Source organism: Saccharothrix australiensis, assembly GCF_003634935.1.
GTDB classification, from domain to species: domain Bacteria; phylum Actinomycetota; class Actinomycetes; order Mycobacteriales; family Pseudonocardiaceae; genus Actinosynnema; species Actinosynnema australiense.
Map to the genome: position 1 here is coordinate 1,759,782 of NZ_RBXO01000001.1, position 25,540 is coordinate 1,785,321.

General features: G+C 72.6%; 26 protein-coding genes and 1 riboswitch. Of the genes, 16 read left to right on the plus strand and 10 right to left on the minus strand.

Features of this window, described 5'->3' with window-relative positions:
- The first annotated feature begins 225 nt into the window (after positions 1 to 225).
- A complete protein-coding gene (locus tag C8E97_RS08295; protein ID WP_121003163.1) occupies positions 226 to 2,520 on the plus strand; it encodes a DNA internalization-related competence protein ComEC/Rec2 in 2,295 nt (764 codons plus the stop codon).
- A 54-nt stretch (positions 2,521 to 2,574) separates the two neighbouring features.
- The gene (locus C8E97_RS08300) at positions 2,575 to 3,027 is read left to right on the plus strand and encodes a hypothetical protein (RefSeq protein ID WP_121003165.1); all 453 of its coding nucleotides are present in this window, start codon (positions 2,575 to 2,577) and stop codon (positions 3,025 to 3,027) included.
- Between the two features lie 135 nt (positions 3,028 to 3,162).
- Here the strand turns inward: C8E97_RS08300 and thrC are convergent, their stop codons facing one another.
- A complete protein-coding gene (thrC, locus tag C8E97_RS08305; protein WP_121003167.1) occupies positions 3,163 to 4,428 on the minus strand; it encodes a threonine synthase in 1,266 nt (421 codons plus the stop codon).
- 11 nt (positions 4,429 to 4,439) lie between these two features.
- Positions 4,440 to 4,556: riboswitch (SAM riboswitch) on the minus strand.
- A gap of 98 nt (positions 4,557 to 4,654) precedes the next feature.
- Here thrC and holA point away from each other — a divergent pair.
- Positions 4,655 to 5,635: a DNA polymerase III subunit delta gene (gene holA / locus C8E97_RS08310; protein ID WP_121003169.1), complete on the plus strand. Its 981-nt coding sequence runs from the start codon at positions 4,655 to 4,657 to the stop codon at positions 5,633 to 5,635.
- A gap of 245 nt (positions 5,636 to 5,880) precedes the next feature.
- Here the strand turns inward: holA and rpsT are convergent, their stop codons facing one another.
- Positions 5,881 to 6,141, minus strand: coding sequence for a 30S ribosomal protein S20 (rpsT, locus tag C8E97_RS08315; RefSeq protein WP_121003171.1), 261 nt, complete (start codon positions 6,139 to 6,141; stop codon positions 5,881 to 5,883).
- Positions 6,142 to 6,493: 352 nt separating this feature from the next.
- Here rpsT and C8E97_RS08320 point away from each other — a divergent pair, with 352 nt between their 5' ends.
- A complete protein-coding gene (locus C8E97_RS08320; protein ID WP_246018757.1) occupies positions 6,494 to 7,297 on the plus strand; it encodes a TSUP family transporter in 804 nt (267 codons plus the stop codon).
- Here the strand turns inward: C8E97_RS08320 and C8E97_RS08325 are convergent.
- The 3 genes from C8E97_RS08325 to C8E97_RS08335 form a co-directional block, all read right to left on the minus strand.
- Positions 7,266 to 8,045 carry a VOC family protein gene (locus C8E97_RS08325; protein ID WP_121003173.1) on the minus strand — a complete coding sequence of 260 codons (780 nt, stop codon included), beginning with the start codon at positions 8,043 to 8,045 and terminating at the stop codon, positions 7,266 to 7,268. The two genes, C8E97_RS08320 and C8E97_RS08325, sit on opposite strands and share 32 nt — an antisense overlap.
- A 161-nt stretch (positions 8,046 to 8,206) precedes the next feature.
- Positions 8,207 to 8,446 (minus strand): type II toxin-antitoxin system antitoxin, encoded by a 240-nt coding sequence (locus tag C8E97_RS08330; RefSeq protein ID WP_121003175.1) that lies wholly within the window; start codon positions 8,444 to 8,446, stop codon positions 8,207 to 8,209.
- Position 8,447: 1 nt separating this feature from the next.
- Positions 8,448 to 9,368, minus strand: a complete 921-nt coding sequence (locus C8E97_RS08335; protein ID WP_121003177.1) for an SPFH domain-containing protein — start codon at positions 9,366 to 9,368, stop codon at positions 8,448 to 8,450.
- A 276-nt stretch (positions 9,369 to 9,644) separates the two neighbouring features.
- Here C8E97_RS08335 and C8E97_RS08340 point away from each other — a divergent pair, with 276 nt between their 5' ends.
- The 3 genes from C8E97_RS08340 (at position 9,645) to lepA (ending at position 12,735) form a co-directional block, all read left to right on the plus strand.
- Positions 9,645 to 10,142, plus strand: a complete 498-nt coding sequence (locus tag C8E97_RS08340; RefSeq protein ID WP_121003179.1) for a GNAT family N-acetyltransferase — start codon at positions 9,645 to 9,647, stop codon at positions 10,140 to 10,142.
- A gap of 109 nt (positions 10,143 to 10,251) precedes the next feature.
- Positions 10,252 to 10,620 (plus strand): VOC family protein, encoded by a 369-nt coding sequence (locus C8E97_RS08345; protein WP_121003181.1) that lies wholly within the window; start codon positions 10,252 to 10,254, stop codon positions 10,618 to 10,620.
- 273 nt (positions 10,621 to 10,893) lie between these two features.
- Positions 10,894 to 12,735, plus strand: a complete 1,842-nt coding sequence (gene lepA / locus C8E97_RS08350; protein ID WP_121003183.1) for a translation elongation factor 4 — start codon at positions 10,894 to 10,896, stop codon at positions 12,733 to 12,735.
- 49 nt (positions 12,736 to 12,784) lie between these two features.
- Here the strand turns inward: lepA and C8E97_RS08355 are convergent, their stop codons facing one another.
- On the minus strand, positions 12,785 to 13,225 hold the full coding sequence (locus C8E97_RS08355) for an HD domain-containing protein (RefSeq protein WP_121003185.1): 441 nt from the start codon (positions 13,223 to 13,225) through the stop codon (positions 12,785 to 12,787).
- Positions 13,226 to 13,303: 78 nt separating this feature from the next.
- Between C8E97_RS08355 and C8E97_RS08360 the strand changes: the two genes are divergently transcribed.
- The 3 genes from C8E97_RS08360 to C8E97_RS08370 all read left to right on the plus strand — a co-directional run bounded on the left by C8E97_RS08360 (position 13,304) and on the right by C8E97_RS08370 (position 17,698).
- Positions 13,304 to 14,833, plus strand: coding sequence for a chitinase (locus tag C8E97_RS08360; protein ID WP_121003187.1), 1,530 nt, complete (start codon positions 13,304 to 13,306; stop codon positions 14,831 to 14,833).
- 173 nt (positions 14,834 to 15,006) lie between these two features.
- Positions 15,007 to 16,044, plus strand: coding sequence for an NAD(P)H-dependent flavin oxidoreductase (locus tag C8E97_RS08365; RefSeq protein WP_121011092.1), 1,038 nt, complete (start codon positions 15,007 to 15,009; stop codon positions 16,042 to 16,044).
- 28 nt (positions 16,045 to 16,072) lie between these two features.
- Positions 16,073 to 17,698 carry a DUF885 domain-containing protein gene (locus tag C8E97_RS08370; RefSeq protein ID WP_121003189.1) on the plus strand — a complete coding sequence of 542 codons (1,626 nt, stop codon included), beginning with the start codon at positions 16,073 to 16,075 and terminating at the stop codon, positions 17,696 to 17,698.
- Here the strand turns inward: C8E97_RS08370 and C8E97_RS08375 are convergent.
- Entirely contained in the window at positions 17,687 to 19,141 is a 1,455-nt protein-coding gene (locus C8E97_RS08375) for an amino acid permease (RefSeq protein WP_121003191.1), read from the minus strand. The genes C8E97_RS08370 and C8E97_RS08375 overlap by 12 nt on opposite strands.
- A 44-nt stretch (positions 19,142 to 19,185) precedes the next feature.
- The gene (locus C8E97_RS08380; protein WP_246018759.1) at positions 19,186 to 20,121 is read right to left on the minus strand and encodes a DMT family transporter; all 936 of its coding nucleotides are present in this window, start codon (positions 20,119 to 20,121) and stop codon (positions 19,186 to 19,188) included.
- A 70-nt stretch (positions 20,122 to 20,191) separates the two neighbouring features.
- On the opposite strand from C8E97_RS08380, the gene C8E97_RS08385 reads away from it, so the two are divergent.
- A complete protein-coding gene (locus C8E97_RS08385; protein ID WP_121003194.1) occupies positions 20,192 to 21,037 on the plus strand; it encodes a LysR family transcriptional regulator in 846 nt (281 codons plus the stop codon).
- Between the two features lie 69 nt (positions 21,038 to 21,106).
- Here C8E97_RS08385 and C8E97_RS08390 read toward each other — a convergent pair whose 3' ends face one another.
- Positions 21,107 to 22,072 carry a zinc-binding dehydrogenase gene (locus C8E97_RS08390; RefSeq protein ID WP_121003196.1) on the minus strand — a complete coding sequence of 322 codons (966 nt, stop codon included), beginning with the start codon at positions 22,070 to 22,072 and terminating at the stop codon, positions 21,107 to 21,109.
- A 72-nt stretch (positions 22,073 to 22,144) separates the two neighbouring features.
- On the opposite strand from C8E97_RS08390, the gene C8E97_RS08395 reads away from it, so the two are divergent.
- Genes C8E97_RS08395 through C8E97_RS08405 form a run of 3 tightly spaced genes read left to right on the plus strand, consistent with a single transcriptional unit; the run spans position 22,145 to position 23,101 of the window.
- On the plus strand, positions 22,145 to 22,369 hold the full coding sequence (locus C8E97_RS08395) for a hypothetical protein (protein WP_121011098.1): 225 nt from the start codon (positions 22,145 to 22,147) through the stop codon (positions 22,367 to 22,369).
- Positions 22,370 to 22,379: 10 nt separating this feature from the next.
- Positions 22,380 to 22,829, plus strand: coding sequence for a guanyl-specific ribonuclease (locus C8E97_RS08400; RefSeq protein ID WP_121003197.1), 450 nt, complete (start codon positions 22,380 to 22,382; stop codon positions 22,827 to 22,829).
- Complete coding sequence (locus tag C8E97_RS08405) at positions 22,826 to 23,101, plus strand: barstar family protein (RefSeq protein WP_121003199.1); 276 nt, start codon at positions 22,826 to 22,828, stop codon at positions 23,099 to 23,101. Before C8E97_RS08400 ends, C8E97_RS08405 begins: the two co-directional genes overlap by 4 nt.
- 405 nt (positions 23,102 to 23,506) lie before the next feature.
- On the opposite strand, the gene C8E97_RS08410 is transcribed toward C8E97_RS08405, so the two are convergent.
- Complete coding sequence (locus tag C8E97_RS08410) at positions 23,507 to 24,283, minus strand: enoyl-CoA hydratase-related protein (protein WP_121011101.1); 777 nt, start codon at positions 24,281 to 24,283, stop codon at positions 23,507 to 23,509.
- A gap of 63 nt (positions 24,284 to 24,346) precedes the next feature.
- On the opposite strand from C8E97_RS08410, the gene C8E97_RS08415 reads away from it, so the two are divergent.
- Entirely contained in the window at positions 24,347 to 24,970 is a 624-nt protein-coding gene (locus C8E97_RS08415; RefSeq protein ID WP_121003201.1) for a DJ-1/PfpI family protein, read from the plus strand.
- Positions 24,967 to 25,497 carry a MarR family winged helix-turn-helix transcriptional regulator gene (locus C8E97_RS08420; protein WP_246018761.1) on the plus strand — a complete coding sequence of 177 codons (531 nt, stop codon included), beginning with the start codon at positions 24,967 to 24,969 and terminating at the stop codon, positions 25,495 to 25,497. Before C8E97_RS08415 ends, C8E97_RS08420 begins: the two co-directional genes overlap by 4 nt.
- The last annotated feature ends 43 nt before the right edge of the window (positions 25,498 to 25,540 follow it).

Here is a 25,540-nt window from a genome sequence, read left to right on the forward strand (position 1 = left end):
AGTCCCGACTACCACCGCCCTGCCCGACCCCAAGGCACGGCGGCACATCCCAACCGCCGCTCGCTCCACCCGATCGTCCGTCCACTGAAGATCAGTACCGCCTATCGGAGCAACCAGGAGGAAAACCATGACACAGGCACTGCCGGCCGTGACTCGCTTGATCGTGCGGCGAGTCCATCACCACTCGAAGTGCGTCGATCACAGCCCTGACCGGCGAACCGGGCCGTGAGCTCCCGCGCCTACCTCGTCCCCGCAGCGCTGGCGGTCTGGGCGACCGCGCTGGTCGGTCTGCTGTGGACCTGGTGGGCAGGTGCGGCGGTCGGCGTGGCCGCGGCTGGGATTGGCGGCGTGCTCCTGCGCCGTTGGCGGCCTGCCGCGGCGGCGATCGCCGTGGTCGGGCCGGTGGCGGCGTGCTGGATCGGCGTGCAGTTGCACCAGTCGGCCCACCACCCGCTCCGCGCCGAAGCCGAGCGCGGTGGTCCGACCACATTGCGCCTGGCACTGTCCGACCGGCCGCGCGGCGTGCGCACGAGCGGGTTCGGCTCGCGGGCGAGTGGCGTCGACCTGGTCCTAGCCCAGGCTGCGCTTGAGGACGGTGGCCGGATCACGGTGCTGGCACCGGCGAAGGAGTGGCGTGAGTTGCTGCCAGGGCAGGAGGTGCTGGCCCGTGGCACGTTGGCTCCCGCCAGACCGAGCGAACTCGCCGTCGCGTTGCTCCGCGTCCGAGGGCCTCCGCGCGAGGTGACACCGGCGCCCGTCTGGCAACGGGCCGCCGAGTCCTTGCGGGAGGGGCTGCGGGCGGCGAGCGGCACCCTCGACCCCGAGCCGGCCGGTTTGCTGCCCGCGCTGGTGGTCGGCGACACGTCCGGTCTGTCGCCGCGGATGGTGGACGAGTTCCGCACCGCGGGATTGGCTCACCTGTTGGCGGTCAGCGGCGCGAACTTGGCGATCCTGTGCGGCGCGGTGCTGCTGTTGTTGCGGCTGCTCTGGCTCGGGCCGCGGGTTTGTGCAGCGGGCGCGATGGCCGCGCTGGTCGGGTTCGTGGTCCTGGCCGGCCCGGAGCCGAGTGTCCTGCGGGCGGCGGTGATGGGTGCCATAGCCCTGCTCGCCCTGGTGCTGGGACGGGAACGGTCGGCGTTGCCGGCGCTCGCTGCCGGTGTGGTCGTGCTGGTGCTGTACGACCCGGAGTTGGCGGTCGACCCCGGGTTCGGGTTGTCCGTCGCGGCCACGGCGGCGCTGGTACTGGTCGCGCCCCGCTGGGCGGCCTGGTTGCGCGACCGGGGCGTGCCGGTCGGGTTGGCGGAGGCGTTGGCGGTCCCCGCCGCGGCGCACGTCGCCACGGCTCCGCTGGTCGCCGGGATCTCCGGCCAGGTGAGCCTGGTGGCGGTGTTGGCGAACCTGCTCGTCGGGCCGCTCGTGGCGCCGGCGACCGTGCTCGGGGTGTTGGCGGCCGTCATCGCCCCGGTCCACCTGGGTGCCGCTCGGGTGGTCGCGGAGGTGGCCGGTCCGGCGGCGGACTGGTTGATCGTCGTCGGACGGCACGCGGCGGCGGTGCCGGGTGCGGCCGTGTCCTGGCCCGAGGGCTGGCTGGGCGGGGCGTTGCTGGCCGGTGCGGTGGTGCTCGCGTACGGCGTGTTCCGGCTGCGCCGGGTGCGGGTGCTGGTCGTGGCGGCGGTGGTCGGGGTTGTCGTGGTCCTGGCGCCGCTCAGCGTGGTCGTGCCTCGGTGGCCGGTGCCGGGCTGGGCCGTGGTGGCGTGCGATGTCGGGCAGGGCGACGCCGTGGTTCTCGCGACGGCGGAGCGCGACCGGGCCGTGCTGGTCGACACGGGGCCCGATCCGGTGCCGTTGCTGGCTTGCCTGCGGCGGTTGGGGGTGCGTCGCATCCCGTTGGTGGTGCTGAGTCACTTGCACGCCGATCACATCGGCGGGTTGGCGGCGGTCCTCGCGGAGCGGGGAGTCGGCGCGGTGGCCGTCGGGCCGTCACGGCAGCCCGAGTGGGCGTGGAAGGAGGTGCGTGCGCAAGCGAGCGCCGCCGGGGTCCAGGTGGTCGAGCTGGGTGTCGGGCAGCGGTTGAGCTGGCCGGGGCTGGAGCTGGATGTGCTGGGGCCGCGAGTAGTGCCGCGAGGGGAGGAGAACACCGCGGTCAATGACGCGTCGGTGGTACTGCGGGCGACGACCGCCGCTGGGCGGGTGTTGCTGACCGGTGACGTCGAGTTGGCTGGGCAGGCCGGGCTGCTCGGTGAGCACGTCGACCTGCGGGCCGAGGTGTTGAAGGTGCCGCATCACGGGTCGCGGTACTCGTCGCCCGCGTTCCTCGCGGCGGTGCGGCCACGGGTTGCGCTGGTCAGTGTCGGGGCGGGCAACCGCTACGGCCACCCCAGCGAGGTGCTGGTCGATGCCCTGGGGGGTCAGGGCGTGCTGGTGCTGCGCACTGATCGGGACGGCGACACCGCCGTCCTGCCCGGCCCGGAGGGGCCGCGGGTCGTCCGCCGGGGCGATCCGCTGAAGAAGAGCCGTTGAAGAAGAGCCGTTGAACGAAGAACAGCCGTTGAACACAACGAAAGGGAGCAAACCATGAGCAACGACGACACGTGGGTCCGACTGCACACCGGCTGGGAGCCGCGTGAGCTGGGGTGGGCACTGTGGCAGCCCGGTTACGTCGCCCACCCCTGGCCGCGCGAGGAACTGCGGACCGGGTTCGCCTTCTACATCTGCCAGGAGATCCCGGCCGGTGGACGGGGCATCGTGGCGCGGGCGACGGTCACGAAACTCGTGCGCACCACGGAGGTGAAGTCGCCCGAGGATGCCTATCAGCGGATCGCCGACACCTTGTTCGACGACGACCTCACCATCCCACCCGAGGATTGGCGGGCCAATCGGTACAACGGGCACAAGACGGCTTCGCCGTGGCCGCAACAGCTCACGGCGTGGCGGTCCGAGACCGAGGAAGTCGGCCCCTACGTGTTGCCGGAGCTGTCGTCGTTCCCGCGGAGCGGCTGGCTGCACACGTCCCGCATCGCGTTGTGATCGGCAGCCGCGCGTCGTGACCACCGTGGTGGGGTGGTCGGGTCCGGCCGGAAGACCGGCTCACCCGCCATGAGCCGAGCGGTCATGTCAGGTGAGCCGGTCTGTCCGGGTCGGTGCTGAAGGGAGGTCGGGCGGTCAGTCCTTGAGGGCGTTCAGCACGGCCTCGGCGGACGGCGGGACGTTGGCGCGCGGGCCGATGCGGTCGCCGAGGGCGTCGAGGGTCTTGAGGCCGTCGCCGGTGATCAGCAGCACGGTCTCGGCGTCGGGGTCGAGCTGACCGGTCTCGATGAGCTTCTTCGCCGTCGCCACGGTGACGCCGCCGGCGGTCTCGGCGAAGATGCCCTCGGTGCGGGCGAGCAGGCGGATGCCCTCCACGACCTCTTCGTCGGTGACGTCCTCGATCGCGCCACCGGTCCGGCGGACGGCGTCGAGCACGTAGGGGCCGTCGGCGGGGGCGCCGATCGCCAGCGACCGGGCGATCGTGTCCGGGCGGACGGGGGAGATCACGTCGTGGCCTGCCTTGAACGCCGCCGCCACCGGTGAGCAGCCGGTGGCCTGCGCGCCGAACACCTTGTACGGGGTGGCGTCGACCAGGCCGAGCTGACCGAACTCGCGGAACGCCTTGTCGACCTTGGTGAGCTGCGAGCCGGACGCGATGGGCACCACGATCTGGTCGGGCAGTCGCCAGCCCAGCTGCTCGGCCACCTCGTAACCGAGGGTCTTCGAGCCCTCGGCGTAGTAGGGGCGGACGTTGACGTTGACGAACGCCCAGTCCTCGTGTTCGGCGGCCAGTTCCTGCGCGAGGCGGTTCACGTCGTCGTAGTTGCCGTCGACGGTGATCAGGTTGCCGTCGTAGACGGCGGTCATGAGGATCTTGGCGCTTTCGAGGGAGGAGGGAACCAGCACGACGGACTGCCAGCCGGCTCGGGCCGCCGCCGCCGCGACGGCGTTGGCCAGGTTGCCGGTGGAGGGGCACGCGAGCACCTTGAAGCCCAGTTCGCGGGCGGCGGCCAAGGCGACGCCGACGACGCGGTCCTTGAACGAGTGGGTGGGGTTGCCGGTGTCGTCCTTCACCCAGACCTTGCGCACGCCCAGCGCCTTGGCCAGGCGGTCGGCCTCGACGAGGCGGGTGTTGCCGGGGTTGGTGTTGGGGTGCGACTCGACGTCGGAGGGCACCGGGAGCAGCCCGCGGTAGCGCCAGATCGACCGGGGACCCGCCTCGATGTCCTCGCGGCGGACGCGGCCGAAGTCGTAGGCGACTTCCAGCGGGCCGAAACACTCCAGGCAGGCGTATTCGGGCGCGAGCGGGGTCTCGTGGCCGCATTCACGACACGACAGGGCACGTGCCGGACCGAGGTCGAAGGAGGTGGTGGTGGCCGAAGGCGCACTGACGGCAGTCATCGCGAGGTATCTCCTCATCTTTCCCGCGTCGCGGGTCGGAATTGGCACCGTGGTCGCGGGCAGCGGACGCTGCGCGACGGGTTGCCGGGGCTTCTTCGGGCCGATCCCTCTGCCCCTCTGGATGAGCGGTATTCGGTTGTGGGTGCCAACTTACGGCACGGTCCCGGCCTTCAGCCAGATCCGTCCACCATCCGGACGCGGCCGACCTCGTGGGAGGATCGCTGCCGTGAGCCCGTCCGCAGTGTCGCCAGACCCCGTGCACCTGGTCGTCGGCGAGGAGGAATTGCTGGTCGAGCGCGCGGTGCGCGGTGCGCTGGCGGCTGCGCGCAAGGCCGATCCGCAGGCCGACCTGACCCGCGTGAAAGTGACCGAACTCACCCCGCCTGAACTCGCCGAACTGGTGAGCCCGTCGCTGTTCGCCGAGGGGCGGGTGGTGGCCCTGGAGGCGGCTCAGGACGCCGGCAAGGAGATCGCGGAGGCGGTCGTCGCCTATGCCAAGGCTCCCGCGGACGGGGTGACGCTGGTCGTCGTCCACAGTGGTGGTGGGCGCAGCAAGGTCGCGAAGGAGCTGCCCGCGGCGCTGCGCAAGGTGGGTGCGGCCGTCACCGAGTGCCCGAAGATCACGAAGGCGGCGGACCGCGAGGCGTTCGTGCGCAACGAGATCCGCGCGGCGGGTGGCAAGGCGGACCCGGACGCGGTGGGCGCGCTGATCGAGGCGGTGGGGTCGGACCTGAGGGAGCTCGCGGCGGCGGCGTCCCAGTTGGTGTCCGACACGGGTGGCAAGGTCGACGCCCACGCCGTCCACCGCTACCACCGCGGGCGGGCGGAGGTGACCGGGTTCGCGGTGGCGGAGAAGGCGGTGATGGGCGACCGCGCCGGTGCGCTGGAGGCGCTGCGCTGGGCGATCCAGCTCGGTGTGCCGCACGTGCTGGTCGCGGACGCGTTGGCGGACGCCGTGCGCACCATCGCGCGGGTGTCGGCGGTGGGACGGGGCGACCCGTTCAAGCTCGCCGGTGAACTGGGCATGCCGCCGTGGAAGGTGAAGAAGGCGCAAGGGCAGGCGCGTGGCTGGGACGGTGACGGCCTCGCGGTCGCGATGTCCGTGGTGGCGGGGCTGAACGCCGACGTCAAGGGTGTCGCGGCCGACTCGGGCTATGCGCTGGAGCGGGCCGTGCTGAGGATCGTCGCCGCTCACGGTCGCCGCTGATGTCGCCGCCGATGCCGCTGCTGATGTTGCCGCTGATCCGGGACTGCTGACGATCCGGCCGCCGATGGGTGCGTGGAGGCGGCTGTGTCGGTTGTGGGCTGTGTCGGTGTGAGCTGTGTCGGGTCGGTTGTGAGCTGTGTCGGGCGCGGTCGGCTGTGTGGGGCGCGTGGCCGTGCACGTGGCCGGTGGGGAACGCGAAACGCCGCCCCCTCGGGTGAGGGAGCGGCGTTTCGGGAGATCCGGACTCAGATCTGGTTGGCGCGCTTGGCCAGCGCCGACTTCTTGTTGGCGGCCTGGTTGGCGTGGATCACGCCCTTGGTGACCGCCTTGTCGAGCTTGCGGGAGGCTTCGCGGGCGAGGGCGGTGGCCTTTTCCTTGTCGCCGGCCTCCGCGGCCTCGCGGAACTTGCGGATGGCGGTCTTGAGGGACGACTTGACGGCCTTGTTGCGCAGGCGCGCCTTCTCGTTCGTCTTGATCCGCTTCAGCTGGGACTTGATGTTCGCCATGCGAAAGCCACCTTCTCCTCGGTCTGGGGTGTACCGCGCCTGGTGATCGGCCCCACCGGTGAGTGGGTTTCCTCCATTGCGGAATGCCGCGCGGGTACGACTGGGAAGGATATCAGGGCTGCTCACGGGACCGTGAATCCGGGCCTTGGCGAGTGGTGCCGGTCTCGTGGCGCGCCGAGCCGGCTTCGGGTCCGGTACGGCGGGTGGGGGCGGGGTGCGGCCGGGTGGGTGGCACGGCAGTGAGTGGCACGGCAGTGAGCGGTGGCGCGAGGGGAGTGGCGTGGCCGGCGGGATGGCGCGGCGGGGTGGCGCGGCCCAAAAAGCAGTACGTCTGTCCGGTTACGCTGATCGGGTGACGAGCGCTCTCGACTGGCCCGGCTTCGGCCAGGTCTCCCTCGCCGGTCTGCTGTTCCTCTGCCTCGCCGCGGCGTTCGCCGGTGCGGTCGACGCCGTCGTCGGCGGGGGAGGGCTCATCCAGGTGCCCGCCCTGCTCCTGATCGGGCCCGGTGGGCAGCCGTTGTACGCGCTGGCCACCAACAAGGTCGCGTCGGTCGTCGGCACGGGCTCCGCCGTCGTGACCTACGCCCGGCAGACCACGGTCGACTGGGGGTCGGCGCTGCCCATGGCGTTCGCCGCGTTCGGTGGCGCCGTCGGCGGTGCGGCGTTCGCCGGGGCGCTCCAGCCCTCCGTGCTGAACGCGGTCGTGCTGGTGGCGCTGGTCGGCGTCGGGCTCTACACGTGGCGCAAGCCCGAACTCGGCGTGGCGGAGACGCCGCGGTTCAAGCGTGTCGCGCAGATCGCCATGATGGTGCTGGGCGGCGGGCTGATCGGCTTCTACGACGGGCTCGCCGGGCCGGGCACCGGGGCGTTCCTGGTGTTCCTGCTGGTCGGCCTGCTCGGGTTCGCGTTCCTGCGCGCATCGGCCACGGCGAAGGTGGTCAACGTCGCGACGAACCTGGGCGCCCTGCTCTACTTCATCCCGGCGGGCAAGGTGCTGTGGGGGCTGGGGCTCGTGCTCGCGGCGTGCAACCTGGCCGGTGCGGTGTTCGGCGCCCGGCTCGCGGTCCGGCGCGGTTCGGCGTTCGTGCGGCGCGTGTTCCTGACCGTCGTGGTGGCGTTGGTGGTCAGCCTCGGCTGGAAGGCGGCGCTTGGATGACCTTGAACGTCGCGCCCATCGGGTCGCCCAGGGTCGTGAAGCGGCCGAACCGGGACTCGGCGATCCTCCCCACCGGGATGCCGCCCAGCTCGCGGGCCCTCGCCACCACGTCGTCCACGTCGGACACCGCGAAGTAGGTCATCCAGTGCGGTGGGATCTCGGGCGGGATGGCGTCGTCCATGCCGAAGATCCCGCCCACCGTGCGGCCCTCGACCTGGAGCTGCTGGTACGGGACGTCCGCCATCGGTTCCAGGCCGAACCCGAAGACCTCCCGGTAGAACTCGGCCGCGCCGTCCGGGTCGCGGGTCGCGAGCTCGTTCCAGACCACCGCGCCCGGCTCGTTGACCACGTACGCGCCGATGTGCGTCCCGGCCTCCCACAGGCCGAACGCCGCGCCGGTCGGGTCCACCGCGACCGCGCCCCGGCCGGGCCCGCCGGTGTCGTACTCGGGCACCAGCACCTTGCCGCCGCGGCTGTTGACCAGCGCCAGGGTGTCGTCCAGGTCGTCGGTGGCCAGGTAGGTCGTCCAGACCACCGGGAACATCGCGTCCCGCGGCATCTCGCCGAACCCGGCCACGGGCTTCCCGCGCACGAGCGCCATCGTGTAGTAACCGGTCTCCGGGCCGCCGATCTCGAAGTCCCAGCCGAACAGGCCGCCGTAGAAGTCCATGGTGGCCACCCGGTCGGTGGTCATCATGTCCACCCACGCCGGCGTGCCGGGTGCGTACGGGGCGTTCAGCTCGCTCATCGGGTCAACGGTCGCATCGGCCGGTCACGCCCGCGAGTTGATCACCGTCCGAAGTGGATCGCCGCCGGGGGCGGTGGTGTGCCGTGAGGACGGACGGCGAACGCCCAGCCGCCCCGAGGGGAGACGGCTGGGCGTTCGGGACCGGTCGCGCGCCGGGTCCGCTACCCCGGATCGGGCGGTTCGTCGGTGGGCGCGTCGCGGGGTCGAGCGTCCTTGCGGGGACGGCCCCTCCTGGGCGGGGCGGAGGCTCCCGAGGGCAGCCGCCCCGCCTCCGCGAGCGCCCGGCGCAGGATGAACTCGATCTGCGCGTTGGTGCTGCGCAGCTCGTCGTTCGCCCACCTGGTCAGGGCGTCGTGCACCGCCGGGTCCAGGCGGAGGAGGACGCTCTTGCGCTCCGCCACGTCAGTGGTACAGCGACCCGGCGTTCACGACGGGTTGCGCCGACCGGTCACCGCACAGCACCACCAGCAGGTTCGACACCATCGCCGCCTTGCGCTCCTCGTCGAGCTCCACCACGTCCTGCTCGGCGAGCCTGGCCAACGCCAGCTCCACCATGCCCACCGCGCCCTCCACGATGCGCTGCCGCGCCGCCACCACCGCGCCCGCCTGCTGCCGCTGGAGCATCGCCTGGGCGATCTCCGGCGCGTAGGCGAGGTGGGTCAGCCGGGACTCGATCACCTTCACCCCCGCCGCCTGCACGCGGGCCGCGATCTCCACCGACAGGGTCTCGGTGATCTCGTCCGCGTTCTCCCGCAGCGACAGCCCGGCCTCGTCGTGGTTGTCGTACGGGTAGCTGGTCGCGATGTGGCGCACGGCGGTCTCGGTCTGGATGCCGACGAACCGCACGAAGTCGTCCACCTCGAACTTGGCCCGCGCCGTGTCGTCCACCTGCCACACGACCACCGCCGCGATCTCGATCGGGTTGCCGTCGGCGTCGTTGACCTTGAGCGTGGCCGTCTCGTGGTTGCGGATTCGGGTCGACACCTTCACCTTCGTGGTGAACGGGTTCGCCCAGCGCAGGCCGTCCTGGCGCACCGTGCCCGTGTAGCGGCCGAGGAATTGCAGCACCCGCGCCTCGCCCGGCGCGACGGTGAACAGCCCGCTGCTCGTGATCGCACCCGCGGCGGTCAGCAGGGCGCCGCCGACGATGATCGACACGCTCGGGTCGCCGTCGGGGACCAGCCCGAGGAGGGCCACCGCCACGCCGACCACGATGAGGCCCGCACCCACGGTGAGCATCGCCCACCCGGACACCTCCGCCGCCCTGCGCTCTCGCACCGCGGGCGCCGGCATTCGCACGCTCACCTCTGTCGACGCGTCCATCGTCCCCACCCCTCATCGATCCATCCCGTGCTTAGCAAAGTGATATCACTTTTTCGGCGAGGGTCACAACTCGCCGCCCATCGAGGACCGGAACTGCCCGCGATGGGCGTGGCAGCTCGTGCCGGACTTCGGCGACGGCCGGTCGCCGAGGTCGTCTGCCGCACCGGGCCGCGCGAGGTCCTGAAGGGGGTGCCGCTGGTCCGGTTCGCCGGCGAGCGCCCCGCCCGGCGCGCCCCGCCCGCTGAACCTCCCCTGGCCCCACGCGTCCTGCGAGGCATGGGGAGCATCACGATCCGGACGCCCGTCGAGGCCGACTCGGCGCGCATCGTCGAAGTGCACATCAAGGCGCGGCGCAGCTACTACGAGGGCCACCTGCCCGAAGCGGAGCTCGCCGAGTGGGAGGCGGCGGTCCGGGCCGACGGGTACCGGTTCGACACCACGGACCGCGCGTCGTGGCTGTGCGCGGAGCTGGACGGGGTCGTCGTCGGTTTCGCGCTGGTGATGGGGGACGAGTTGTTGCAGGTCCAGGTCGATCCGGCGCACTGGGGACGGGGCGTGGGCGGTGCGCTGCTCGACGCGTGCACGGCGGTGTGGCGCTCGGCCGGGGTGCGGACCGCGCACCTGGAGGTGTTCGCGCCCAACGATCGCGCCCGCCGGTTCTACGCCGGTCGCGGCTGGCGCGAGCTGGGCGTGGCCGACGGCCCGCACCCGCACGTCCGGATGGCGTACGACGTGCCGGAGAGCCCCTGGCGGGAACCGGGCCGCGACCGCTGATCCCGCACGGCCCGCGGGCGGTGGCGCCCGGGTGGGGGTGCCCAGGCGGGGGGGCTCGGGTGGGCGCGCTCGGGTGGCGTGGAGCGCCCGAGCGTGGTCGGCTGGGGTCGTGGAGGTGCTGAGCTCACGGGTCCTGCTGAGGTCCCGCGACCCTGAGCGGGCGCGGGCGTTCTACCGCGACGTGCTGGGGCTGGCCGTGTACCGGGAGTTCCCCGGCGGCACGGTGTTCTTCCTCGGGCACGGTTTCCTGGAGGTGTCGGGTCGGTCCGACAGCGCGCCGACCGAGGCCGTCCAGCTGTGGCTCCAGGTGCGCGACCTGCGCGCGGCGGCCGACCGGCTGGCCGCGCACGTGGTCCGGCCGGCGCGCCGGGAGCCGTGGGGGCTGGACGAGCTGTGGGTCGAGGACCCGGACGGCGTGCGGATCGTGCTCGTCGAGGTGCCCCCGGAGCACCCGCTGCGCCGGGACGCGCGCGACTAGCCCCACCGTCGACGGCGTCACGCCGCCGTGCCGCCACCGGCCCGTGCGGGCGGCCGTGCCCTCGCGCAGCTCGGCGCGGCCCGCGATCGCCCGGAGGCGCCGCCCGTTCCACCCTGGTCCGGGCGCTGCGGTGGAACCCGTGCGGGCCCGCCGGGCGGAACCGCCACGCCGAGCGGCCGGATGACCCCGGTCACGCCCGGGTGGAACGGCACGTCGGCTTGACGTGAGATGATTGGGCCGACCCCTTCTGCCCGTCCCGTGCGAGGAACCTGAGTGAGCACGTTCGCCGATCAGACGTTCACGCCTCCGGAGCTGATCCGGAACTTCTGCATCATCGCGCACATCGACCACGGCAAGTCCACCCTGGCCGACCGCATGTTGCAGCTCACCGGCGTGGTCGAGGAGCGGGCGATGCGTGCGCAGTACCTCGACCGCATGGACATCGAGCGGGAGCGCGGCATCACCATCAAGGCGCAGAACGTGCGCCTGCCGTGGCAGCTCGACGGCCGCGACCACGTCCTGCACATGATCGACACCCCCGGCCACGTCGACTTCACCTACGAGGTGTCGCGGGCGCTGGAGGCGTGCGAGGGCACGGTCCTCCTGGTCGACGCGGCGCAGGGCATCGAGGCGCAGACGCTGGCCAACCTGTACCTGGCGATGGAGAACGACCTCACCATCATCCCGGTGCTGAACAAGATCGACCTGCCCGCCGCGGACCCGGACAAGTACGCCAAGGAGCTCGCCCACATCGTCGGGTGCGACCCCGACGAGGTGCTGCGGGTCTCGGCCAAGACGGGGCTGGGCGTCGGCGACCTGCTGGACGAGGTCGTGCGGCGCGTCCCGCCACCGGTCGGCGAGGCCGACGCGCCGGCCCGCGCCATGATCTTCGACTCGGTGTACGACACCTACCGGGGCGTGGTCACCTACATCCGCGTCGTGGACGGCAAGATCACGCCGCGCGAGCGCATCAAGATGATGTCGACCGGCGCGAACCACGAGATCCTGGAAGTCGGCATCATCTCGCCCGAGCCCAAGCCGAGCCGCGGCCTGGGCGTCGGCGAGGTCGGCTACCTCATCACGGGCGTCAAGGACGTGCGCCAGTCGAAGGTCGGCGACACGGTCACCTCCGAGCGCAAGGGCGCGACCGAGCCGCTGGCCGGTTACCGCGAGCCGCGGCCGATGGTGTACTCCGGCCTGTACCCGGTGGACGGCTCGGACTACCCGCTGCTGCGCGAGGCGCTGGAGAAGCTCCAGCTCAACGACGCCGCGCTGACCTTCGAGCCGGAGACGTCGGCCGCGCTGGGGTTCGGCTTCCGCTGCGGCTTCCTCGGCCTGCTGCACCTGGAGATCACGCGCGACCGGCTGGAGCGCGAGTTCGGCCTCGACCTGATCTCCACCGCGCCCAACGTCGTCTACCGGGTGGTGATGGAGGACGGCACGGAGCACGTCGTGACCAACCCGTCCGACTGGCCCGAGGGCAAGCGGGCCGAGGTGTACGAGCCGGTCACCAAGTGCACGATCATCGCGCCGAGCGACTACATCGGCGCGATCATGGAGCTGTGCCAGGCCAAGCGCGGCCAGCTGGGCGGCATGGACTACCTGTCCGAGGACCGCGTCGAGCTGCGCTACACGATGCCGCTCGGTGAGATCATCTTCGACTTCTTCGACTCGCTGAAGTCCCGCACGCGCGGTTACGCGTCGCTGGACTACGAGGAGGCGGGCGAGCAGGACGCCGAGCTGGTCAAGGTCGACATCCTGCTCCAGGGCGAGGCGGTGGACGCGTTCAGCGCGATCGTCCACAAGGACCACGCCTACGGCTACGGCACCAGGATGGCGACCAAGCTGCGCGAGCTGATCCCGCGGCAGCAGTTCGAGGTCCCGATCCAGGCCGCCATCGGGTCGCGCGTGATCGCCCGCGAGACCATCCGCGCGATGCGGAAGGACGTGCTCGCCAAGTGCTACGGCGGTGACATCACCCGCAAGCGCAAGCTGCTGGAGAAGCAGAAGGAAGGCAAGAAGCGGATGAAGATGGTGGGGCGCGTGGAAGTGCCCCAGGAAGCCTTCGTCGCCGCGCTGTCGACCGACGACTCGGGCAAGGACAAGAAGAAGTAGCGCGCTCCGGGGCGTCCGGTCCGAGCGGTGGCACCGCCCGGACCGGCGCTCAGGAGAGCGCGTCGAGCAGGTCGAGGGCGCGGGCGTACTTGGCGCGCAGCCGGGCCCGGCTGGGCGGGTCGAGCAGGGCCATCCGGGGCGGCGAGGTGTTGTCCGCGATGTCCGCCCGCTTCACCTCGACCGCGACCGGGTCGGCGGCCACCCGTCGCAGGTAGTCCTCCTGCGGCTCGCCCGGCCGGTGGGTCAGCGCGACCACGGTGCCCACGACGTGCGCCGGGCAGCCCGCCGCGCGCAGGTCGTCCGCCGTCACGGCGGTGTCCTCCACGACGTCGTGCAGCACCGCCGCCATCCGGGCGTGCTCGCCGGACACCCGGCCCATGACCCGCAGCGGGTGCTCGACGTACGGTCGGCCGGACTTGTCGACCTGCCCGTCGTGCGCGGCGCGGGCGATCCGGACGGCGTCATCAACGGTGAACGTCACACCGCTCATGGTCACACCCTTGACAAGCCGCAGTGGTCTAGTCCATTTTGCCAGTGGCCCACGTCACCTGCTGGGCAAGGCCGCCGAATGGACTTCGTGGAGGTGGACGTGGCTTCGAGGACGAGACGCGCCCTGGGCGCCGTGCTGGCCGGCTTGCTGGCCCTGTCCGGGCTGACCCTGGTGGTCGTGGGCAGCGCGTCGGCCGCCAACCTGGTCGCCAACCCCGGTTTCGACGAGGGCAGCACCAGCGGCTGGACGTGTTCCGGCACGGCGAACGTGGTCACCACGCCCGTGCACAGCGGCTCGCACGCGTTGTCGGGCGCGCCGGCGGGCGCGGACAACGCCCGCTGCTCGCAGACCGTCAAGGTGCGGCCCAACAGCGCCTACAAGCTCACCGCCTGGGTGCAGGGCAGCTACGTGTACCTGGGCGTCACCGGGACCGGCAGCGGCGACAAGAGCACCTGGACGCCCGGCTCCAGCGGCTACACCCAGCTGAGCATCGACTTCACCACCGGCGGGTCGGCGAGCAGCGTCACGATCTACCTCAACGGCTGGTACGGCCAGTCCGCCTACTACGCCGACGACGTGAGCCTGGACGGTCCGGGCGACCCGCCGACCAGCACGTCCACCAGCACGTCGACGTCCACCAGCACGTCGACCAGCACGTCGACGACCACCACGACCACCACGACCACCACGACGACGACCAACCCGCCGAACCCGGCGCTGCCGAAGCACGTGCTGACCGGCTACTGGCACAACTTCGACAACGGCTCGCGCCTGCTCAAGCTCGCCGACGTGCCCACCACGTACGACATCGTGGCCGTGGCGTTCGCGGACGCCGTGCCGTCGACCAGGGGCGCGGTGGCGTTCAACCTGGACCCGACGCTGTCGAGCAAGCTCGGCGGCTACACCGACGCCCAGTTCAAGGCCGACATCCGCACCCTCCAGGCCCGCGGCCAGAAGGTGATCATCTCCGTCGGCGGTGAGAAGGGCACGATCTGGGTCGGCGACTCCGCGTCGTCCACCGCGTTCGCCAACAGCGTGCGCGGCCTCATCGCGAACTACGGGTTCGACGGCGTCGACATCGACCTGGAGAACGGCATCAACGCCACCTACATGGGTTCGGCGTTGCGCAGCATCCACGCGGGCGGCGGCAAGGTCATCACGATGGCGCCGCAGACCATCGACATGCAGTCGACCGGTCAGGAGTACTTCAAGCTCGCGCTCGCCGTGAAGGACATCCTCACGGTCGTCAACATGCAGTTCTACAACTCCGGCACGATGCTGGGCTGCGACCAGAAGGTCTACTCGCAGGGCACGGTCGACTTCCTGGTCTCGCTGGCCTGCATCCAGCTCCAGGGCGGCCTGCGGCCCGACCAGGTGGGCCTGGGCCTGCCCGCCTCGCCGTCCGGCGCGGGTGGCGGCTACCAGTCGCCCGCCAACGTCAACAAGGCCCTCGATTGCCTGGCCAAGGGCACGAACTGCGGCTCGTTCAAGCCGTCGCAGACCTGGCCCGGCATCCGCGGCGCGATGACCTGGTCGATCAACTGGGACGCGTCCAGCGGGTGGCAGTTCTCCAACACGGTGGCGCCGCACCTCGACACCCTGCCGTGAGCCGGTGGTGCTCCCCGCCGTGCACAGCGGCGGGGAGCACCACCCCACCGGTGCGCGGCCGGTCACCGCGCGCCGTCACCACCGCCGGGTCCGCACGGGTCGGCTCCGGGCCGGCCGGGTCCGGCAGGTGGTGGGTCGTGATCTCCGCCAAATGGCGGGTTATCGTCGGTGCCATGCTCGACCGACTCGAAGTGCCCGTCATCGCCGCGCCGATGGCGGGCGGCGCGTCCACCCCCGAACTCGTCGCCGAGGTGGGCCGCGCGGGCGGCCTGGGCTTCCTGGCGGCCGGCTACCTGTCCGTCGAGGCGGTCGCCGACCAGCTGGCCGCCACGACCGCGCGGACCGACCGGCCGTTCGGCGTCAACCTGTTCGTGCCCGGCCCGAAGTCCGCGGCGGACCTCAGCGGCTACCGGGACCGCGTGCGGGCGCGGTCCGGCGCGGAACCGGGCGAGCCGCGCTGGGACGACGACGCGTACGCCGCCAAGCTCGAACTCGTGATGGCGATGCGCGTGCCGGTGGTGTCGTTCACCTTCGGCCTGCCCGACCCGCACGACGTGCGGCGGCTGCACGCGGCGGGGTCCACGGTCGTCGTGACGGTCACCACGCCCGAGGAGGCCGCGCAGGCGGCCAGGGTCGGCGCGGACGCGTTGTGCGTCCAGGGCTGCGACGCGGGCGGGCACCGCGGCACGTTCTCCGACGACGGCGTCTCGCCCGGTGGCGGCGAGCTGTTCGGCGTACTGGCCGCGCTCCGCCTGGTCCGCGCCCGGGTGGACCTGCCGCTGGTCGCCGCCGGCGGCCTCGTGCACGGCGCGGACGTGGCGGCGGTGGTCGCGGCGGGCGCGGTCGCGGCGCAGCTCGGCACCGCGTTCCTGTCCTGCCCGGAGGCGGGCACCTCGGCCCCGTACCGCCGAGCGCTCGCGGAGGGCACCCGCCGGACCGCGCTGACCAGGGCGTTCAGCGGACGTCCCGCGCGCGGGCTGGTGAACCGGTTCCTCACCGACAACGGGCCGCACGCGCCGGCCGCGTACCCCGACGTGCACCACCTGACCAAGCCGGTGCGCGCCACCGGCGACCCGGAGCTGATGTCGCTGTGGGCCGGGCAGACCTACGCGCTGGTCCGACCGGCTCCGGCCGCCGAGGTGGTGACCCGGCTGCGCGCCGAGGCGAGCGCGGCGCTGTCCACCGCGCTCACCCGAATTCCGCCGCGGTAGCAACGGTTTCGCGCGCCAGAATGGCGGGATGACGACAGCGCGCGAACTCGCCGACGACCTGCTGGCCGTGATCCTGGACGCGGATCCGGTCACCGCGACCCTGCTGGGCGTGCCCGGTCGCGACGACCGGCTGCCGGACCCGAGCGCCGCCGCGGACCGGGAGGTGCGCCGCCGCGCCGAGGCGATCGCCGCGCGGGCGAGGGCCGGGGAGGACGACCCGGTGACCCGCGCGGTGGTCGCGCAGCAGGCGGACGCGCTGGCGTGCAAGGCGAAGTCGAACCTCGTCGAGCACACCTACGCCGAGGGCCTCAGCGCGCCGGTGATGCTGCTGCTGGGCGCGCTGCCGCTCACCCGGCCCGCCGACGAGCGGGGCGCGCGGGACTACCTGACGCGGCTGGCCGGCCTGCCGGGCTACCTGGACGCGCTGGCGGACCGGCAGCGCGGTTCGCGCCGCCGCCCGCTCGCGCACCTGGTGGCGGCGGCCGTCGACCGGCTGGACCGCCACCTCGCCGAGGACGTCGACCCGTTGGCCGACCCGGTGCGCGGCACCCGGTTCGCCGCCGAGTGCGCCGACCTGCTGGTCACGTCGGTGCGCCCGGCGTTCGCCCGCTACCGGGACTTCCTGCGCGCCGAGGTCGGGCCGCGCGGGCGCTCGGCGGACGAGCCCGGCCTGTGCTGGCTGCCCGGCGGCGACGAGGTGTACGCGGACCTGGTGCGCTCGTACACGACGACCGACCACACCGCCGAGCAGCTGCACCGGATCGGGCTCGACCTGGTCCGGGCGCTGGACCGGGAGTACGAGGAGATCGGCGCGCGGGTGTTCGGCCCGATACCGGCGGCCGAGGTGCGCGCGCGGCTGCTGGCGGACCCGGCGCTGCGCTGGACGGGCCCGGACGAGATGCTGCGGCTGGCCGAGGACGCCATCGCGCGCGCCGAGCGGGTCGCGGGCGACTGGTTCGGCGCCGTGCCGGACGCCCGGTGCGAGGTGCGCGCGGTGCCCGAGGCGGACGCGCCGAACGCGCCGCTGGCCTACTACCTGGACCCGGCGCTGGACGGGTCCAGACCGGGCACCTACTTCGTCAACACCCACCAGGCCGAGCAGCGCGACCGGTTCAGCGCGGAGGCGACCGCGTTCCACGAGGGCGTGCCCGGCCACCACTTCCAGCTCGCGCTGGCCCAGCGGTTGACGGACCTGCCGCTGCTGCGCCGGTTCGCGTCCATCGAGGCGTACCTGGAGGGCTGGGCGCTCTACACTGAGCGGCTGGCCGACGAGATGGGCCTCTACAGCGACGACGTGGCGCGGCTGGGGATGCTCTCGGGCGACTCGCTGCGCGCCGCGCGGCTGGTCGTGGACACCGGCGTCCACGCGCTGCGCTGGACCCGGCGGCAGGCCGTGGACTACCTGCGCGCCAACGCGGTGCTGCCGGACGTCGACATCGACTCCGAGGTGGACCGGTACATCGAGAACCCCGCGCAGGCGCTGGCGTACATGGTGGGGCGGCTGGAGATCCAGCGCCTGCGCGGTGAGGCGGAGCGCCGCCTGGGCGACCGCTTCGACATCAGGGCCTTCCACGACGTCGTGCTCGGCGACGGCCCGCTGCCGATGGCCGTGCTCGCCGACGTGGTCGACCGGTGGTGCGACTCACTCGGCTGACGAGCCCGCGTCCTTCTTCTCCAGCGCGGAGTTCCGCTTGCCGTAGGCGAAGTAGACGATCAGGCCGATGGCGAACCAGATCCCGAACCGCAGCCACGTCTCCGGCGCGAGGAACGTGATCAGCCACAGGGAGAACACCACGCCGATGATCGGCACGACCGGCATGCCGGGCGTCTTGAACGTGCGGGGCAGGTCCGGCTGCTTGTAGCGCAGCACGATCACCGCGACGCAGACCACCACGAACGCCAGCAGGATGCCGATGTTGGTCAGCTCGGCCGCCTCCGCGATGGGCAGGAAGCCCGCGATGAGGGCGGACGCGACGCCCAGCACCCACGTGGTGCGGGTGGGCACGTGCTTCACCGGGTGCGTCTTGGCGAACCACTTGGGCAGCAGGCCGTCGCGGGACATCGAGTAGCCGACCCGCGCCGCGCCCAGGAGGAACGTGAACAGCACGGTCGTGATGCCCAGCACCGCGCCGACGGAGATGATGATGCCCAGCGCGGGCAGGCCGATGTCGGAGAACGCCGTCGCGAACGCGCTCTCGGCGTCCACGGCCTGGTAGTTGACCATGCCGGTGAGCACCAGGCAGGCCAGGACGTAGAGCACCATCGAGATGCCCAGCGAGTAGATGATCGCCTTCGGCATGTGCCGCTGCGAGTCCTTGGACTCCTCGGCGGCGGTGCTCATCGCGTCGTAGCCGAACACCGCGAAGAAGACGGTGGCCGCGCCCGTGAACGCGCCCGACAGCCCGAACGGGAAGAACGGGTTGTAGTTGTCGGTGTCGATGTGGAACACGCCGACGACGATGACCAGCAGGACGATGGCGACCTTCAGGTACACCAGGACCGTCTCGAACCGGGCCGCGTTCTTCATGCCCAGGTTCAGCACGTAGGCGATGAGCAGGCAGAGGACCACCGCGAACAGGTTCACCTTGTAGCTGCCCGCGGCCACGTCACCGGTCTCCGTGCCGGGTGCGCCGAGCATCCACACCGGCAGGTCGAGGCCCAGCAGGTTGAGCAGCTCGTTGAAGTAGCCCGAGATGCCGATCGCCACGACGGCGACGATCGCGGTGTACTCCAGCAGGAGGTCCCAGCCGATGAACCAGCCGACGATCTCGCCCAGCACGGCGTAGCCGTAGGTGTAGGCCGAACCCGCCCTGGGGATCAGGCCCGCGAACTCGGCGTAGGAGAACGCCGCCGCCGCGCTGGCGATGCCCGCGATCAGGAACGAGATCAGCACGGCCGGGCCCGCGGTCTTGTTCGCGACGGCGCCCGCCAGCGAGAAGATGCCCGCGCCGATGATGCCGCCGACGCCGATCGCGGTGAGCTGCCACAGCCCGAGGGTGCGGGTGAGCGCGGTGTCCCCGTCCTCGGATATCTGCTCGATGGGCTTGCGGCGGAAAACGCCCGAGCCCTGGCCGAAGCCGCTCTGCGCGGAGGTCATTCGCTTGCTCCCTCGGTGGTCGTGTGCGGCGAACCGTACGCCCGTCAGCCGGCACCGGGTTTGTCCGCTCGTACCACTTGGGGGGCTTTTTCTTGTCCTTTCGGACGAGCGGACGGCGCGCGAGCGAGTAGCACGCCCGCCACCACGATCGCACCGCCGACCACGGTGTTCCAGCCCGCGGTCTCCGACAGCAGCAGCACCCCCAGCGCCGTCGACCACAGCGGCGTCACGTAGGTGACCGTGGACGCGACCGTCGGACCGGCGTCGCGGATCACGTCCAGGTTCAGCACGTACGCGAAGCCCGTGCCCACCGCGCCCAGCACCCCGAGGGCGGCGACGGCGGTCGTGCCGGGCCACGTGGGCAGCCCGCCGATCACGGGTGCGGCGACGGCGAGCTGGGCCGTCGCGCAGGTGATCTGCACGGCGGACAGGGCGGTCGCCGAGTGCGGCCCGGAGGAGAAGAACCGCCGCGTGTAGGCGAACCCGGCCCCGTAGCAGGTGATCGCGGCCAGGCACGCCAGGCTGCCCGCGACCAGGTCGCCGGACAGGCCCTCCCACGCGCCCAGCACCACCAGCACCCCGGCGAAGCCCACCGCGAGGCCCACCGCCCTCGTCCACGTGATCCGCTCGTCCGGCACGATCAGCAGCGCGAACACCAGCGTGGTCAGCGGCGTGATGGCGTTGAGGGCGCCCGCGAGCACCGAACTCACCAGCGTCTCGCCGTGCGCGAGCAGCGTGAACGGCACGCTGTTGAGCAACGCGGCGACGACCAGCGCGTGCCCCCACGTGCGCCGGTCGCGCGGCACGCCGCCGCGCCCGACCGCGCAGAGCAGCCACAGCGTGAGCGCGCCGAACAGGCAGCGGAAGAAGGCCACCCAGACCGGCGGCACGCCCGCGTCCACCGCCACCTTGATCAGGGTGAAGCTGCTGCCCCAGATCGCCGACACCACGGCGAACTTGCCCATGCCCCGCTTTCCCATCGGTGCATGCTCCCGAGACCGGGCACAATGAGTCCAACAAGTGATCCGGCGGGCGGTATGAGAGCGGCTCATGGCGTTGAACTTCGCGCAGCTCCGCGCGTTCCTGGCGGTGGTCGACGAGGGCGGGTTCGGCGCGGCGGCCGACGCGCTGGGCCTCACGCAGTCCGCCGTGTCGCACGCGGTCGCGGCGCTGGAGCGCACCCTCGGGCACCCCGTGCTGCACCGGCGTGGCGGGCCGCGGCCGACCGCGTTCGGCCGGGAGGTGCTGGGCCACGCGCGGTCGGCGGTCGCCGCGTCCGCCGCGATCACCGACCTGGCCGCGCGGCGGGGCGGTCTGGCCGGCGGCACCGTCCGGCTCGCCGCACCGCCCACGGTGTGCCAGGGGCTGCTGCCGGACCTGCTCGCGCGGTGGCGGGACGAGCTGCCGCAGGTGCGGGTCAGGGTGTTCGAGGGCGAGGACGACGAGGTCGTCGACTGGCTGGCCAACGGGGCGGTGGAGGTCGCCGTCGCGGTCGACCCGCCGCCGGGTCGCGGTGTCGTGGTGGGCGAGGACCCGTTCCACGCGTTGCTGCTCGCCGACCACCCGCTGGCGCGCGAGGAGTCCGTGCACGTCTCGGACCTGGCGGACGACCCGTTCCTGCTGTCCTGCGGCGGGTGCGAGCGGCACGTCCGGCAGGCGCACCGGGGCGTGCCGTTCGACCCGGTGCACCGGGTGCGCGAGCTGGGGACGCTGCTGGCGATGGTGCGGGCCGGCGTCGGGGTCTCCATCGTGCCCGGCCTGGTCCGGGCCATGCTGCCGCCCGGCCTGGTGCTGGTACCGCTGCGGCCGGTGGTGGCCCGCCGCTTGGTGCTCGGCGGTCCGCCGGACCGCGAGTGGCACCCCGCGGTGACCGCGCTGGTGGCCTCGGTCGCGTGAGCCGCCCAGTCGCGCATGACCCAGTCGCGGGTGACCCCGCCGCGCGGGACGGCCACGGCCGCGCGGGTCCTAGCGGGTGAAGACGATCTTGCCGGCGGTCTCGCCGTCGAGCATCGCCCGCAGGCCCTCCTCGGCCCGCTCCATCGGCAGCACGGACCCGATCCGGGGGCGCAGGCCGTTCAGGGCGCAGAACGCCAGCAGGTCGCCCAGCTCCGCCCGCGTGCCCATCGTGGAGCCGACCACCCGCAGCTGGAGGAAGAACAGCCGCTGCAACTCGGCCGCCGTGGCGTCGCCGCTGGTCGCGCCGGAGACGACCACGATGCCGCCGGGCTTGAGCGACTTCATCGAGTGCGACCAGGTGGCCCTGCCGACCGTCTCGAACACGGCGTCGACGCGCTCGGGCAGCCGCGCGCCGGTCTCGAACGCGGCGTGCGCGCCCAGGGCCTCGGCCAGCGCCCGCTTCTCCTCCGTGCGCCCGGTCACCCACACGCGGAAGCCCGCCGCGCGGCCCAGCTGGACCAGCGCGGTCGACACGCCGCCGGACGCGCCCTGCACCAGCATCGTCTGCCCCGGCCGCAGCCCGGACTTCACGAACAGCATCCGGTACGCCGTCAGCCACGCCGTGCCCATGCACGCGGCCTCCTCGAACGACAGGTCCGCCGGCTTGGGCAGCGCGTTGCGCGCCGGCACCACCACGTGGTCGGCGAACGTGCCCTGGTACTTCTCGGTCAGCAGCGTCCGGCCGGGGTCGAGGGTCTCGTCGCCGGACCACGCCGGGTCGCCGATCACCGAGTGCAGCACCACCTCGGTGCCGTCGTCCAGCACGCCCGCGCCGTCGCAGCCCAGGGTCATCGGGAAGCGGTCGGCCTTGATGCCCACACCCCGCAGCGTCCACAGGTCGTGCATGTTCAGGCTCGCCGCCCGCACCGCGACCCGCACCCAGCCGTCGGGCACCTCCGGTTCGGGTCGCTCGCCCACGCGCAGTGCGGCGATCGGGTCCTCGGGGCTCGGCTCGGCTGCGTAGACGGCGAACATGACCCGGAACTTACCGAGAGGTAGGGACACCTGTGCGGTGAACCACGTCACGGCGCTAGGCTCGGTGGTGTGCTGGAGGCGATCGCGCAGTGGTGGGACGGGGTGGAGCTGTGGCTCGCCCAGTTGCCCTTCCCGTTCCAGTTCGCGCTGCTCATGGCGGTGCTGCTGCCGCTGTGCCTGGGCGCCGCGCGCCTGATCGACCGGCTCGTGGACAACGTGTCCTCGCGGTTCAACCCGGCGCCGCCGCTGGACGTGCCCGCCGAGCCCGACAAGGTGGACGCGGGCGTGCCTTCGTAGGCTGGCGCACGTGACTCCCGCCCGGCGCCTCACCGCCGCACTCCTGGGCCTGATCGCGCTGGTCGTGATCGGCTACTTCGCCAAGGACCTCGGGGACTCCCCGGCCCCGGCGCCCACCACCGCCCCGAGCGGCCCCAGCGCCTCGGCGGGGTCGGTGCCCGGCGCGGCGTCCGGGTTGCCGGTGGAGCGGCTGTCCGGCCTGCCCGCCGAGGCGGCGGCCACCTGGCGGCTGATCGAGCAGGGCGGGCCGTTCCCCTACCCGCGCAACGACGGCGTGACCTTCCGGAACCGGGAGAAGCGGCTGCCCGCCAAGTCCGGCGACTACTACCGCGAGTACACCGTGCCGACGCCGGGCAGCGACGACCGCGGCGCCCGCCGGCTCGTCACCGGGTCGAGCGACGAGGTGTACTACACCGGTGACCACTACTCGACGTTCGTCGTCGTGGACGTGACCCGATGAGCACCCACCGGCACGTGGTGCGGCCCGGCGCGCGGTCGAAGTCGGCGGCGCTGGCCGCCATCGGCGAGGCGATGGCGTTCCCCGACTACTACGGGCAGAACCTGGACGCCCTCTACGACTGCCTGACCGACCTGTCGTGGCTGCCGCCCGGCGAGCACGTCCTGGTGTGGGAGGGCGGCGACGAGGACGTGGCCGCGGTGCTGGCCGACGCGCAGGCGGCGATGTCGGAGGGGCGGCGCAGGTTGAGGGTGTGCTTGACCGGCTGTGTTTAATGGCCCGACTCCGTCGGGCGGCTCGGCCGCCTGGGAGTCGGCGGCTCGCGGGGCGGTTTCCGCCGATCGAAGAGCGTGATCGGCGGAAACCGCGCCGTGAACCACCGACGCGGCCTCGCTGTGTTGGATTGGCCCGACTTCGTCGGGCGGCTCGGCCGCCTGGGAGTCGGTGGCTCGCGGGGCGGTTTCCGCCGATCGAAGAGCGTGATCGGCGGGAACCGCGCCGTGAACCACCGACGCGGCCTCGCTGTGTTGGATTGGCCCGACTTCGTCGGGCGGCTCGGCCGCCTGGGAGTCGGCGGCTCGCGGGGCGGTTTCCGCCGATCGAAGAGCGTGATCGGCGGAAACCGCGCCGTGAACCACCGACGCGGCCTCGCGGGACTGTGGGTGCGGGGGTGACGGTGGTCAGTCCTGCGTGGGTACCCAGGACGGGGTGCGCTTGGCTGTGAAGGCCGCGATGCCCTCCTGGCCCTCGGGGCCGCCGAAGTGTCGTGCGGACAGTTCCAGCATGTCGGCGAACACCTCGCCGAGGTTGGCGCGTCGGGGCTCCCGCAGCATCCGCTTGGTGGCGGCCAGGGCGTTCGGCGCGCCCAGCGCCAGCATGTCGGTGTAGCGCCGGACCTCGGCGTCCAGCGCCTCGGCGGCGACGGCCGCGTTGACCAGCCCGATCTCCCTGGCCCGCGCCGCGTCGAACGTCTCGCCGGTCAGGAACAGCTCGTGCGCCGCGCGCGGCAGCAGGCGCGGCAGCACGGTCACCGAGATGACGGCGGGCACGACCCCGATGCGGACCTCGCTGAACGCGAACGTCGCCGTGTCGACGGCCACCGCGATGTCGCACGCGGCCACCAGCCCGACCCCGCCCGCCCTGGCCGGCCCGGCGAGCCGCGCGACGACCGGCTTCGGGCTGGTCCACAGCTGTTCGAGGATGGCGGGGAACTCGTTGACCCCCTGCTGGTCGGGGCTCGCGCCACCGGCCTCCTTGAGGTCCATGCCCGAGCAGAACACCGGCCCGGTGTGAGTGAGCACGACCACGCGCACGCCGTCGTCGCCGACGGCCGTCGTCAGGTGCCCGATCAGCTCGGCGCGCAGCTGCGCGGACAGGGCGTTGCGGTTGCGGGGGGAGTCCAGCGTGATCGTCGCGATGCCACGCCGCACCTCGTAGTGGACCAGCTCGTCTGCCATGAGCCGCACTCTAACGAGGGTCCGGTATTTGACAGCGTGCTGTCAAAATGACATGATACTGTCATGACACCGCAGACGGTCCACCTCGCGCTCTACGACACGCTCGCCGACTGGGAGTTCGGCTACGCCACCGCGCGGCTCAACGACCCGCAGTTCCAGCGCGAGCCCGGCCGCTACCGGGTGCGGACCGTCGCCGAGACGCTCGACCCGGTCACCACGAAGGGCGGCGTGCGGATGCTGCCCGACCTGCTCCTGTCCGACCTCGACCCGGCCGACAGCGCGATGCTGGTCCTGCCGGGCGCGGACACCTGGCTCGACGGCGGCAACGCGGCGTTCGGCGCGGCGGCCCGGCGCTGGCTCGACGCCGGCGTGCCGGTCGCGGCCATCTGCGGCGCGACCGTCGGCCTGGCCGCCGAGGGCCTGCTCGACGACCGCCCCCACACCGGCAACGCGGTGGAGGAGCTGTCGACCGCCGCGGCGTACGCCGGCGCGGCGCACTTCAGCACCGAGCGCGCCGTCCGCGCGGGCGGGCTGATCACGGCGGGCGGCGCGAGCGCGCTGGAGTTCGGCCGCGAGATCCTCGCCGAGCTGGACGTCTACGAGCCTGCGGTCCTCGACGCCTGGTACGGCCTGTTCCGCACCGGCGACCCGGAGTGGTTCGGCAAGCTCGTCGCCGCGGTGTCGTGACCACCGACCCCGGCACGGAGTGGGGCGACGTCCTGACCGACGTGGTGATGCGGACGTTCCGCCTCTACGGCGGCTTCCTGGAGGCCGCCGAGGTGCTGACGAAACCCGTCGGCCTGACCGCGGCGTGGTGGCAGGTGCTCGGCGCGGTGCTGCGCCGGCCCCTGCCCGTCTCCGGCATCGCCCGCGAGATGGGGCTGACCCGGCAGAGCGTGCAGCGCATCGCGGACCTGCTGGTGGACCGCGGCCTCGCCGAGTACCTGCCCAACCCGGCGCACCGGCGGGCCAAGCTGTTCCGCCCCACGGAGGCCGGGCAGGCGGCCGTCGCCGGTCTGGAGCAGGCGCAGCGCGCCTGGGTGGAGCGCATCTCGGCGCAGGTCGACCCGGACGAGCTGCGCACCACGCTCGCGGTGATGGAACGCCTCATCGCCGCCCTGGACGCCGACGCCGGGCGACCCGTCGCGGGGCCGCCCGGCGGTCGGCCGGGTGATCGGCGGGCTCCGGCGGAGTCGGAGCCCGAGCGGAGCTGACAGGGGTCGGGGCCGCCCGGCGCCGTGCGGAGTCGGGACCGGG